This is a genomic window from Marinobacter albus (genome assembly GCF_030238305.1).
Classification (GTDB): Bacteria; Pseudomonadota; Gammaproteobacteria; order Pseudomonadales; family Oleiphilaceae; genus Marinobacter; species Marinobacter albus.
In genome coordinates this window covers 440,750-452,887 of sequence record NZ_JASSQD010000002.1, presented here as the reverse complement: position 1 = coordinate 452,887, position 12,138 = coordinate 440,750, and the positions used below count along the sequence as shown (strand labels likewise).

General features: G+C 59.8%; 13 protein-coding genes. 11 read left to right on the top strand and 2 right to left on the bottom strand.

The window, feature by feature from the left end; genetic code table 11:
• Nucleotides 1-43: 43 nt before the first annotated feature.
• From QQF73_RS13580 to QQF73_RS13555, 6 genes are all read left to right on the top strand, one after another.
• On the top strand, nt 44-907 hold the full coding sequence (locus QQF73_RS13580) for a branched-chain amino acid ABC transporter permease (RefSeq protein WP_218636419.1): 864 nt from the start codon (nt 44-46) through the stop codon (nt 905-907).
• Nucleotides 908-920: 13 nt separating this feature from the next.
• A complete protein-coding gene (locus QQF73_RS13575; RefSeq protein ID WP_218636418.1) occupies nt 921-1,877 on the top strand; it encodes a branched-chain amino acid ABC transporter permease in 957 nt (318 codons plus the stop codon).
• 2 nt (nt 1,878-1,879) lie between these two features.
• The gene (locus tag QQF73_RS13570; protein WP_218636417.1) at nt 1,880-2,647 is read left to right on the top strand and encodes an ABC transporter ATP-binding protein; all 768 of its coding nucleotides are present in this window, start codon (nt 1,880-1,882) and stop codon (nt 2,645-2,647) included.
• Nucleotides 2,644-3,357: an ABC transporter ATP-binding protein gene (locus tag QQF73_RS13565; protein ID WP_219867769.1), complete on the top strand. Its 714-nt coding sequence runs from the start codon at nt 2,644-2,646 to the stop codon at nt 3,355-3,357. Before QQF73_RS13570 ends, QQF73_RS13565 begins: the two co-directional genes overlap by 4 nt.
• A gap of 95 nt (nt 3,358-3,452) precedes the next feature.
• The gene (locus QQF73_RS13560) at nt 3,453-4,451 is read left to right on the top strand and encodes a porin (RefSeq protein WP_285368547.1); all 999 of its coding nucleotides are present in this window, start codon (nt 3,453-3,455) and stop codon (nt 4,449-4,451) included.
• Nucleotides 4,452-4,568: 117 nt separating this feature from the next.
• A complete protein-coding gene (locus tag QQF73_RS13555; RefSeq protein WP_285368545.1) occupies nt 4,569-5,378 on the top strand; it encodes an IclR family transcriptional regulator in 810 nt (269 codons plus the stop codon).
• On the opposite strand, the gene QQF73_RS13550 is transcribed toward QQF73_RS13555, so the two are convergent.
• Nucleotides 5,375-6,331, bottom strand: coding sequence for an AraC family transcriptional regulator (locus QQF73_RS13550; RefSeq protein WP_285368543.1), 957 nt, complete (start codon nt 6,329-6,331; stop codon nt 5,375-5,377). The genes QQF73_RS13555 and QQF73_RS13550 overlap by 4 nt on opposite strands.
• Nucleotides 6,332-6,492: 161 nt before the next feature.
• Between QQF73_RS13550 and QQF73_RS13545 the strand changes: the two genes are divergently transcribed.
• The gene (locus QQF73_RS13545; RefSeq protein ID WP_218636412.1) at nt 6,493-7,221 is read left to right on the top strand and encodes a MotA/TolQ/ExbB proton channel family protein; all 729 of its coding nucleotides are present in this window, start codon (nt 6,493-6,495) and stop codon (nt 7,219-7,221) included.
• Nucleotides 7,218-8,243 carry a peptidoglycan -binding protein gene (locus QQF73_RS13540; RefSeq protein ID WP_218636411.1) on the top strand — a complete coding sequence of 342 codons (1,026 nt, stop codon included), beginning with the start codon at nt 7,218-7,220 and terminating at the stop codon, nt 8,241-8,243. Before QQF73_RS13545 ends, QQF73_RS13540 begins: the two co-directional genes overlap by 4 nt.
• Nucleotides 8,244-8,286: 43 nt before the next feature.
• On the opposite strand, the gene QQF73_RS13535 is transcribed toward QQF73_RS13540, so the two are convergent.
• Entirely contained in the window at nt 8,287-9,399 is a 1,113-nt protein-coding gene (locus QQF73_RS13535) for an S-(hydroxymethyl)glutathione dehydrogenase/class III alcohol dehydrogenase (protein ID WP_219867763.1), read from the bottom strand.
• Between the two features lie 245 nt (nt 9,400-9,644).
• Between QQF73_RS13535 and QQF73_RS13530 the strand changes: the two genes are divergently transcribed.
• The 3 genes from QQF73_RS13530 to QQF73_RS13520 are packed head-to-tail and all read left to right on the top strand — an operon-like array spanning nt 9,645 to nt 12,057.
• The gene (locus tag QQF73_RS13530; RefSeq protein ID WP_219867762.1) at nt 9,645-10,970 is read left to right on the top strand and encodes a DASH family cryptochrome; all 1,326 of its coding nucleotides are present in this window, start codon (nt 9,645-9,647) and stop codon (nt 10,968-10,970) included.
• Nucleotides 10,967-11,455, top strand: a complete 489-nt coding sequence (locus QQF73_RS13525) for a DUF6231 family protein (protein ID WP_219867761.1) — start codon at nt 10,967-10,969, stop codon at nt 11,453-11,455. The genes QQF73_RS13530 and QQF73_RS13525 overlap by 4 nt, the downstream gene beginning before the upstream one ends.
• On the top strand, nt 11,434-12,057 hold the full coding sequence (locus QQF73_RS13520) for a tRNA-uridine aminocarboxypropyltransferase (protein ID WP_324125173.1): 624 nt from the start codon (nt 11,434-11,436) through the stop codon (nt 12,055-12,057). Before QQF73_RS13525 ends, QQF73_RS13520 begins: the two co-directional genes overlap by 22 nt.
• The last annotated feature ends 81 nt before the right edge of the window (nt 12,058-12,138 follow it).

Here is a 12,138-nt window from a genome sequence, read left to right as displayed (position 1 = left end):
TCCCCCCTGAACTGACTTATCCGTACAACCGTTGGGTATCGTTATGTCTACCGAACTTTTCTTCGTGCAACTCATTAATGGTATCCAGTATGGGTTGCTCCTGTTTCTGATCGCCTCCGGCCTGACCCTGGTCTTCGGCGTGATGGGAATTCTCAACCTGGCCCATGGTTCCATGTACATGGTGGGCGCCTACCTGGTGTGGTACTTCGTTGCCGTGACCGGCAGCTTCACCGCATCCGCCCTTCTCTCGGCAGCCATCGCGCTCGGTCTGGGCATATTGATCGAAAGGGTGTTGATCCAGCGGCTCTATAACCGCAATCACCTGGACCAGGTATTGCTGACCATCGGCATGATCTTTGTCTTCAACTCCCTGCAGAGCATTCTCTGGGGCAACGATCCGTACGGCGTTGCCGTGCCCGAGACCCTGAGCGGCTCGGTGCCCTTCACCGACAATTCCAGTTACCCGGTGTACCGCATCTTCGCGGCCCTGGTCTGCATTGGCATTGCCGCCGCGCTTTATTTCGTCGTGAGCAAAACCCGCCTGGGCATGCTGATCCGTGCCGGTGAGTCCAACCGGGAGATGGTCGAGGCCCTGGGCGTCAACATCAAAAGCCTCTACACCATCGTGTTCGCCATCGGCGTCATGCTGGCGGCGGTGTCGGGCATCATTGCCGCCCCCATGCGTTCCATCGTTCCCGGCATGGGCGAGAGCGTGCTGATCACCTGCTTCGTGGTGGTGGTGATCGGTGGCATGGGCTCCATCAAGGGCGCCTTCGTGGGAGCTCTGATGGTCGGCATTATCAGCACCTTCGCCGCGGTACTGATGCCCACCCTGTCCAACATGATCATCTACATCTTCATGATCCTGGTGCTGCTGGTGAAGCCCCAGGGCCTGTTCGCCAAGTAAGCGGGAGCCGAACATGATTTTCGAGAAACGCACCGAGCGCATCGTCCTGGCGATCTTCTTTGTCATCGCCCTGTGTCTTCCCCTGTTCCTGGAGGACAATTCCTTCTTCGTGGGCAAAGCCACCACCGTTCTGATTCTGGCCGTGTTCGTCATGTCACTGGATTTTCTGGTGGGGCGGGTTGGCCTGGTTACCCTGGGGCACGCGCTGTTCTATGGCCTGGGCGGCTACCTGTTCGTGATCCTCACGCCGGAGTATGAAGCCGTAAATTTCTGGATCTACGCACTGTACATCCTGGCCGTCAGCGCGCTGACGGCACTGGTCGTCGGGGTTGTGGTTCTGCGGACGTCGGGTATCTACTTCATCATGATCACCCTGGCGATCTCCCAGATGGCCTATTACTTCTTCTTCGATTCCCTGGAGTTCGGTGGCAACGACGGCCTGTTCATTTTCATGAAGCCGGAGACCAGCATTTTTGGCCTGAGCTTCCTGAACCTGGACAACCCCTCGCACTTCTATTACCTGGCGCTGCTGGCCGTCCTGGTGACGTTGCTGGCCATCAAGATCATCCTGCGTTCGCGCTTTGGCCGCATCGTGGAAGCCAGCCGACTGAACCCGGAGCGTACCGAGGCCCTTGGCTACAACATCTTTGCGTTCCGCCTGATCAGCTACGTCATCGGCAGCACTCTCGCGGCTTACGCCGGTCTGCTGTTTGCCCTGCAGTACGGCTACGTGAATCCGCAATTCATGACCTGGGAAATGTCCGGTACCGCCCTGGTGATGTCCATCCTCGGCGGCCTCGGCACTATCTATGGAGCCATTCTGGGCGCCATCACCTACGAGGGTCTGCAGTACCTTTTCGAGCACATGAGCGAGGACTGGATGCTGCTTATGGGCGGCGCCATCATCCTCATGGTCCTGCTCCTGCGCAAAGGCCTGGCCGGTTATCTTGAAAAACTGCTGGAGAAATAATCATGGCCAACGACATCATTCTGGAAACCGAATCCCTCAGCAAACACTGGGGCGGCATCAAGGCACTCGATAACATCTCGTTGCAGTTCCGGGACCGGGAACTGCACGGCGTGGTGGGCCCCAACGGGGCCGGCAAAAGCACCTTGCTGAACATGCTGTGTGGGACCCTGAATCCTACAAGTGGCTGCATTTTTCACAAAGGTGAACGGATCGACGGCATGAAACCCTGGAAGTTCGTGCGTCGGGGCATCGGCCGCAGCTTCCAGAAAACCAATATCTATGCCGAGGTTACCTGTCTGGAAAACTGTGCGGTCGCAGCCCAGCGCCGTTTCACCGGCAGTTTCAACCTGTTTGCCTCGCGCCATGCCAACAAATTGGTCCGGGAAGCCGCGGAAAAGGCACTCTGCCAGGTGGGCCTTGATCGCCGCATCCACACGATTGCCGCTGAAATCTCCTACGGAGAACAGCGACAACTCGAACTCGCGATGGTGCTGGCAACCGATCCGTGCATCCTGTTGCTGGACGAGCCCATGGCGGGCATGGGCCACGAGGAATCCCTGCGCATTATCGAGCTGCTGAACGAACTCAAGAAGACCTACAGCATTGTGCTGGTTGAACACGATATGGACGCCATTTTCGAACTGTCCGACCAGCTGACCGTGCTCGACAACGGCACCCATCTGATCACCGGCACGGTGGACCAGGTGCGCAACGAGCCCCAGGTAAAAGAGGCCTATCTCGGTAAGGAAGAGGAGGAGGAAGCGGCATGACCAACAGCCTTCTGGAAGTGAAGAACCTCAACACGCTCTACGGTCGCAGCCACATCCTGCACGACCTGTCGTTCCGGCTTGATAAAGGGCAATCCATGAGCCTGATGGGGCGCAATGGCATGGGCAAGACCACGACCCTGAAATCAATTCTGGGCATCGTCGGGCCACGCAGCGGCCAGGTTGTTTTCGACGGCCAGGACATCAGCCATCTGCCCACATGGAAACGGATGCGCCGGGACATAGCCTATGTCCCGGAAGGCCGGGGCATGTTCCATAACCTGACGGTCAAAGAACACCTGCAGATGGCCGCCCGCCCGGACAGCAACGGCAAATCCGGCTGGGACTTCGACCGGGTCATGGCGACCTTTCCCCGCCTCCAGGAACGGTTAGCGAACCTGGGCACGGAGCTGTCGGGGGGCGAGCAACAGATGCTGGCGATCGGTCGTGCCCTGGTGACCAACCCCCGGCTGATGATTCTGGACGAGGCCACCGAGGGCCTGGCCCCACTGATCCGCCAGGACATCTGGAACGTCATCGCCACCATCCGGGAATCCGGCATTTCGACCCTGATCGTGGACAAGAACATCAAGGCCCTGAAAAAGCTCTGCGACCGTCATGTCGTTGTTGTTAAAGGAAAGGTTCACTTTGACGGCAGCTCCGAAGAGCTGGACCGGAACCTGGAAGAGGTCGAAACCGCGCTCAGCGTCTAAATGTACAAAATACGGATAACGATGTTCATTTTCGGGATATTTGAGCCTCACTGAATCACCGATAGTTCACTTGCCAAACAACAAGGAGAAGGCAAATGAACTATCAGAAATCACTCATGGCGCTGGCGGTTGCCTCAACCTTCAGCGCAACTCCAACCTACGCCTTTGATCTCGGCACCTACAACGACACCAGCGTCAGCATCGGTGGCTACCTGAAAGCGGAAGGCATTTACGAGGACCCCGAACAGGGTGAATCCCGTTTCTTCGGTCGCGCCAATCAGAGCCGCATCAACCTCAAGACCGTCACCCAGAAACAGGGCCACACCATCGTGGGGTTTGTGGAGGGCGATTTTTACGGTGGGCTCTATCCGGGCGAGAACAACGACCTCAGACTGCGCCACGCCTTTATCAAGGTGGACGATGCCACCGTCGGCCAGACCTGGACCGGCCAGTTCTGGGCCGTCGCCTACAACGATTACCTGGATTTCCTGGGCGGGCCTCGCGGTACGCTGGGTGGTCTTAACTTCCGCACCACCCTGGCCAGCTACCAGTTCAGCGGCTTCCGGATCACGGCCCAGGATCCCGTCAACAACGACGCGGACGTGCCCGACCTGGCCATCAACTACAACCTGAACTTCGACGGCGGCCACCGGCTGATCCTGACCGCCAGCGGCCGGGAAGTGGCCAACGGCGATTTTGTCGGCGGCGGTGCCATCGGTTCCGAGATCAAACTGGGACGCCACAGTCTGACCCTGAACGCCCACCATGGTGACGGACTGGGCGCCTTTACCGGCGTCGGTGTCGGCGGTTCCCTGGCCACCGATGTGGAGAATGGTGATGCGGTCAGCCAGACCGGGTTCAACGCTGGCTTCCGGCTCGTCTTCAACGACCAGTGGCGCGCCAATGTGGCGTACACCATGGTTGAGGTGGATGATCAGGCGGACACCGACTACGAGTCACCGCGCGTCAACCTGATCCATAACATTATTCCGGAGCTGGAAGTTGGGGTAGAGTGGCGCAAGTACAATCTGGCCTTCGGCCCACTGATCCCCGAAGGTCAGCAGGTTGAGGTAATGGCGAAATACTCGTTCTGAACTGAGCACTCAGAATTGGTACCCTTACCGCACGCGGACACAGGCGCCGACCGTCTTCCCGGCACCTGTGTCCGATCCGCGTCCGGAACGATCAAACACTTCATAGCGACCGCCTACATGACAGATGAAAGCCCCAAGCGGCAGGGAATAGGATCTCTCGAGATTGGTCTGCACATCCTGAATTACATTGCCAGTGCGTCCCGACCACCGACGCTGAAGGAGCTGTCCGGCGCACTGGATCTCTCACCCAGCCGGGCCCACAAATACCTGGTCAGTCTGTTGCGCGAAGGCTACATCAATCAGGTCAACCAGACCCAGTACACGCTCGGAAACTCCAGCCTGACCCTCGGCATTTCAGCACTGCGCCGGATCAATCCGATCCAGCTGTCCTACGAGGCCGTGGACCAGCTCAACGAGGACACCGACAAGACCGTATCGGTCACGGTCTGGAATGGATCCGGGCCGCTGATCATCAAGTGGCTGGACTCGAGTCAGCCGATCTCGGTCAACGTGCGTCTGGGCGCAGAACTGTCGCCCCTGAATTCCGCCGCCGGCCGGATCTATCTGGCCAGCCTCCCGGACGAACGCCGGCGACAGATCATCGACCGGTTCTACAAGCAGTCGGCGACGCTGCCGAAGCACAAGGGCAAGGACATCCCGCGGGAGCAGCTTGGGGCCCACCTCGAAGCCATCAGGAAAGCTGGCTACTGCGCATTTTTCAGTGATTACCTGCCAGAGATCAACGTACTGAGCATGCCGGTTCACGACCTCAACGGCTCCATCGTCACCGTCATTACCCTGCTCGGCCTCGAGCGGGACACCGACATCAGCGAAGGTTCGGAACTGTTCGAGCAGGTCAGAAACTGCGCCAGCAAGGTCACCCGGCAGATCTGCGGGCACCAGAAAACCGAGCAGGGCGGGAATTAACCGGCCATGCGCAGGGTCTCCGAAGGCAGCTCCCCGAACATTTTCCGGTAATCGGACGAGAACCGCCCGAGATGGCTGAAACCGTAATCCAGGGCAACTTCCGTTACGTTACGGCACTGGCCCGCCAGCAGGTCCTCCCGTAGCTGCTGCAGTTTCCGCTGTTTGACATAGTATTTCGGGGTGGTGGCAAACCCCTTTGAGAAGGCGTTGTAGATGGACCGGACGCTCATGTTGGAAATCGCGGACAATTCCTCGACATCAATGTTGCGTTTAAGGTTCTGGTCGATGTAGCGAACCATCCGGCACACGGCGGGCGAAAAAGCCGGCTGACCGTCGTCGCTGGCACAGTTGCTTGGAAACACCTTCAACAGCTTCTTCAGGATGATTTCCCGATACGGCAGGGAGACCAGGCCGACCTCTTCGTCCCCGCCCTCCTCCAGCTCGCAGAAGACCGCACTCAGGATATTTGCCAACGTGGGACACAACTTCAGATCCACCGGCGTCCGCTCAAATCGGACCTTCTCTTCCCCATGCCTGACCGGTCGTGCAGACCGGGCCGATTCCAGAACCGGCTCCGGCACCTTGATGATCAGCTTTTCGCAATCCGCGGAATACTCCAGGTCAATCTTTTCATAGGGGTTGACCATCATCGCCTCGCCAGTGCGAAGCCGAAGCCGCTCTCCGGACTGATGCCACACGCATTCTCCCCGGGTAACGATCTGAAAATGGTAGATCGAATCCAGCTCCGGACTCTTCACCCGGACCTGATTGCCGTAACTGATCCGGGAAAGCCCGAACCCGGCAAATTCGCGGAAACTGAGGCTGGCCGCCGCCGTGCTTTGGCCTTTCAGTTCCAGACGGTGATGCCCGATGTGGTCATTCACAAAGCCGGAAACCTCTTCCGGATGGGCGCCATTGAATACTGTGTTGCCGGCGAGCGTTTGTCCAAACATAGCAAGACCCGTTTTCTTTATTGTTAATGCGTTCACTTTATATAAACTGAATCGATCAATCAACAACCAACCGCCGGGCGCGATCTGACCATACCGTCATTTCACTGCGCCCGGGCTGTGCTATGTTTTCCTGATACTTCCATCAAAGACTGGCGATGTTCATGAGCAATCCAAAGCACACCCTTTTCTGGATGACGCTTTTTCTGGCCGTGGTTGTGGTCGTCGGCGCTCTGATCCACAAACCACTGGCGACCGCGTTCATGGCCAACTGGGTCTTCAACCTGTTGATTGTCGGGGTGCTGATCGTCGGGATCGGCCTGACCTACCGCCAGGTTTTCGTGCTGTTCCCGGAGTTGCGCTGGATCTCCCAGTTCCGCACCGGGCATTCCGGGCTCTCCGTCCTGCAGGAGCCTCGCCTGCTCAAGCCCCTGGCGCGCCAGCTCGGCGAGGAGTCGAAGCGCGACCGGTTCAAGCTCTCCACCCTGGCCCTGCGCACCGTGCTCGACGGCATTCACTCGCGAATGGACGAACAGCGGGAAATCACCCGTTATTTCATCAGCCTGCTGATTTTCCTTGGGCTGCTGGGCACCTTCTGGGGCCTGCTCGGCACCATCAACGCGGTGGGAGATGTCATTGCCAATCTCGATATGGGCCAGGGCGATTTCGGTACGGTGTTTGCCGATCTTCAGTCCGGCCTGCTGACGCCCCTTCAGGGCATGGGCACGGCCTTCAGCTCGTCGCTGCTCGGTCTGGGCGGCTCCCTGATTCTCGGCTTCCTGGACATCCAGGCCGGGCATGCCCAGAACCGCTTCTATGACGGACTCGAGGAGTGGCTCACCGGTGTCACCACTCTGGTGGACATCGCTGGCGAAGACGACCTGCAGTCATGATCGGATCAAAACGCAGGGCCCGCACCACCACCAATGTGTGGCCCGGCTACGTGGATGCCCTGTCGGCCCTGCTGATGCTGGTGATCTTCATGCTGCTGATCTATGTCGTCAGCCAGCTCTACCTGTCACAGACCCTGTCGGACCGCAACACCGAACTGGCCCGTCTGAACCAGCGTCTGAACGAGATTTCCCAGCTGCTGGGCCTGGAAAAAAGCCGGTCCGAAGCCCTGGAAAAGCAGATCAGCGCCAGCCAGGAGCGCAGCGACGACCTGCAGCAACGGCTGGAACTCACCCGCAACCAGCTGATGCAGCAGACGGCCACCGCCGAGGCTCAGTCGGAGCGACTGGCGAACCTCAATGACGAGGTGTCGGAGAAGGATGAACTGTCGGCCAGCCAGCAGGCCATGATTATGCGGCTGTCCAACCAGATCGCGTCGCTGCAGGCGCAACTGAAACAGATCACTGCCGCCCTGAAGCTTCAGGAGCAGGAAACCGCGGAGAAAGAAGGCGAGCTGGAGGAGGTCAGCCGCCGCCTGAACACCTTGCTGGCCGAGCGGGTCAACCAGCTGGAACAGTACCAGTCGGAGTTCTTCTCACGGCTGCGGGACATCCTGGCGGACAACGAAAACATCCGGGTGGTCGGTGACCGTTTCCTGTTGCCCTCGGAGTTGCTGTTTGCCTCGGGTTCGGCTCAGTTGGGCGAGGATGGCAAGCGCGAGCTCGACAAACTCGCCGGGGTGCTACTGGATGTGGTGGGATCCATTCCGGAAGACATCGACTGGATCCTGCGGATTGATGGTCACACCGACCTGATTCCCATCAACACGCCCCAGTTCCCGTCCAATTGGGAGCTGTCGACCGCCCGGGCCGTGGCGGTGGTCCGTTATCTGGCCGATCAGGGCGTACCGGAGAATCGCATGGTGGCCGCCGGTTTCGGGGAATTTTTCCCGGTGGCATCGGGCACTTCGCCGGAGGCCCTCCAGAAAAACCGGCGCATCGAACTCAAGCTGACCGACCGCTAGGCGCGCTGCAGGCGGGGAACACCCCGCCTGCAGCGGCCCTGGCTCAGAAGTGAATGACCGAGCGAATGCTCTTGCCCTCGTGCATCAGGTCGAACGCCTTGTTGATGTCTTCCAGCTTCATCTCGTGGGTGATGAATACATCCAGCGGGATCTCGCCCTTCTCGGCCTTTTCCACGTAGGACGGCAGCTCGGTACGGCCTTTCACACCGCCGAAGGCGGAACCGCGCCAGACCCTACCGGTGACCAACTGGAACGGGCGGGTGCTGATTTCCTCGCCGGCACCGGCCACGCCGATGATGGTGGATTCGCCCCAGCCCTTGTGACAGGCCTCCAGTGCGGCCCGCATCAGTTTGACGTTACCCACACACTCGAAGGTGTAGTCGGCACCGCCATCGGTCATCTCGATGATCACGTCCTGGATCGGTTTGTCGTAATCGTTGGGGTTGACCACATCGGTGGCGCCCAGCTGTTTGGCGATGTCAAACTTGCCCGGATTAATATCGACACCGATGATGCGACCCGCCTTGGCCATCCTGGCGCCGATGATGGCCGCCAGGCCAATGCCTCCGAGACCGAAGATAGCCACAGTCGCACCTTCCTCCACCTTGGCAGTATTCAACACCGCACCGATGCCGGTGGTGACACCACAACCGAGCAGGCAGACCTTGTCCAGCGGGGCTTCCTTGGGAATTTTGGCCAGGGAGATTTCCGGCAGAACGGTATACTCGGAGAAGGTGGAGCAGCCCATGTAGTGATACAGCGGCTGGCCCTTGTACGAAAACCGGGAAGTGCCGTCGGGCATAACACCCTTGCCCTGGGTCGCCCGTACCGCGCCACAAAGGTTGGTTTTTCCGGAGGTGCAGAACTTGCACTTGCCGCACTCGGCGGTGTAAAGCGGGATGACGTGGTCACCCACTTCCAGGCTGGTTACCCCCTCGCCCACCGCTTCAACGATGCCGCCACCCTCGTGACCGAGGATGGTCGGAAACAGGCCTTCGGGATCGGCGCCGGACAGGGTATAGGCATCGGTGTGGCAGACACCGGTCGCGACGATGCGCACCAGAACCTCGCCTTTCTGCGGCGGCGCCACATCGACTTCGACAATTTCGAGCGGTTTGTTGGCCTCGAAGGCCACCGCAGCGCGGGATTTAATCATGGGAAAACTCCTCTGCAAAAAAGCACCATTCAGCGGAAACGACACGCACAATCTCAACATTCAAGCAGGTGCCAGACGGATTCGCCAGAAGGCCTCTGGGGGGTGGTCTCTGCTATGCACCCAGGCAATACGGCGTGGATTGGAAGCAGACTATCGCTCGGGCCCGTCCTGCCTCCGGCAATAATCTCTTGCAGAGAGCGGCACGTACACCTCAGCATTAGCAGACTGGAAAGGAACGCGACACCTTGAACACTCTCTACTGGTTCACCCGGGATCTCCGGTTACACGACAACGCGGCCCTGCTGGCCGCCTCCCGATCGGACATGCTCCTGTGTGTCTTTGTGGTGGATCCCCGCTGGTTCTCTCCGGGACAGTTCCAGAGCCGGGCCATGGGTGAGCACCGTTGGCGCTTTCTGTGGCAGAGCCTGATGGCGCTGGAGCGCGGCCTGCGACCGCTCGGCCAACGCCTGCGTATCGCCTATGGAAAACCAGAGACGGTAATCCCGGAGCTGGTGCACGCCCATGGCATTGCCCGGGTCGTGCGCTCCCGGCAGCCTGGCACCCAGGAAGCCATCCAGTGGCAGTCTCTCAAGGAACAACTGCCCGACACGCTCTTCCAGCAGTTTGAAACCCTGAGCCTGTTCACCGAGGGCTCGCTGCCCATGGCGTTGCCCGAGCTCCCCGATACCTTTTCACAGTTCCGCAAGCAGGTGGAAAAAACCGGGGAGCGCTGTACAGAACGCTTGCGGATTCGGACCCTGACCGCACTGCCCCCCCCACCGGGGTTTGCCGACGACAACCGGGGCGAATGCCCGCCAATTGCCAAACCCCAGCATCCGCTCCAGTTTATTGGTGGCGAAGAGGCCGGACTGGAGCAACTTCGGCAGTTCCTGTTCGTCAGGCATGGCATCGACAATTACAAGGAAACCCGCAATGCCCTCGACACATGGGACGCGTCATCCAAGTTTTCCCCCTGGCTGGCCAACGGGTCGCTGTCGGTCCGGGAGGTCGCAGAGACCATTGCCGAATACGAACGCAGTGACACGAAGAACGAATCGACCTACTGGCTCTGGTTCGAACTGCTGTGGCGAGAGTATTTCCACTGGTACGCCCTGAAACACCGCGCCAGCCTGTTTCGCCGCGACGGCGTTCAGCGCAAGCGCCGACCGGCCACCTTTTACGGACACCGGTTCATGGCCTGGTGCCAGGGCAACACTGAATACCCGCTGGTAAACGCCGCGATGAATCAGCTTCGGGAGACCGGCTACATGAGCAACCGGGCCCGACAACTGGTCGCCAGCTGCTTCGTCAACGAGCTGGAACTGGACTGGCGCTATGGCGCGGCATGGTTCGAGCAGCAGCTGATCGACTATGATGTAGCCAGCAACTACGGCAACTGGCAGTACCTGGCTGGCGTAGGGGCTGATCCCCGCGGACTGAGACAGTTCAACTTGGAGAAGCAGGCGAAACAGTACGACCCCCTCGGCACCTTTGTGGACCGCTGGGGTGGACACGCCGACCAGCCCGTGGGATTACACACAGTGGACGCAGCGGACTGGCCCATTTTATGACGACGACTGGCAGCCCCCGGGAAATACTCGCGCGCATCATCGACTCGACCCAGCCGGAAACACTTCTGTGTTGCGGCAGCATTGCCCACGAAGTGGCCGCCATTTGGCAGCAGCATAAGGGTAATGCCCGTGTCCGCAGCCTCGACACCACCGATCCCAATGCCGCCTTGCCGCTCGACACCGTGCAGGACCTGGCCCTGATCTCGGATACCCTGGAACACCTGCCCCACGACGAGGGTGCTCTTCTTCTGGGCCAACTGCGAAATTATGGCACTCACCAGATTGCAGTGCTGGTGGGCGATACCCCGGACTGGGCGTTTACCGATTTCATTGGCCTGGGTTTCCGGCGCCATGCCGAAGTGCAGGGCGACCACGGCATACTCACCCTGTATACCTACAATCTGGACACCTATAACCATAAGCGAGCCTGGAACAATCCGGACAACTGGGCCAACCCGGAAATGTGGGGCAAGGCCTGGTGGTAAGCCAACGCGTGCCCAGACACCTATGCCGCCGCTGCCACCTGCACCCCAACATCTGCGTCTGTGACCACTGCAGCGCCGTGCCAAACCAGACCCCGTTGACCGTATTGCAGCACCCCTCGGAAGTCGGCCGGAGCAAGGGAACCCTGAGAATCCTCGAGCAGTGCCTGACAAGGCTCCAGGTCTTTGTCGGTGAGACCCCGGCAGAATTTCGCCAGGCCGGATTGGGCGACAACATCCCCCTGGCCGGTACCGCGGTACTGTTCCCGGGGCCAGACAGTCAGGCCCTCGAAGAGGCCGACCTGCAAGGCATCCATCACTGGGTTCTACTGGACGGCACCTGGCGGAAGGCGGCCAAGATCCTGCACCTGAACCGGCGGATCGGCGAGCTGCCGAGGTATCACTTTGCCGCACCGCCGCCCTCCCGTTACGTTATCCGCAAGGCTCCGGGGGACCATCACCTGGCAACCGCCGAGGCCGCCGGCCACCTCCTCCAGCACCTGGAACCGGGCCTCGACACCGACCCCATCCACGCCGCCATGGCGGCGCTGGTGACCAGACAACTGGCCCAGATCCCGGCGCCACTTCGGGATCGCTACCGGTAGCACCGGAAACCTGAGCGGTTGGCAATACACGCAGGCTTGAGCGATCATACGACCTGACAGACGTGACACTCAGCAAGCGTA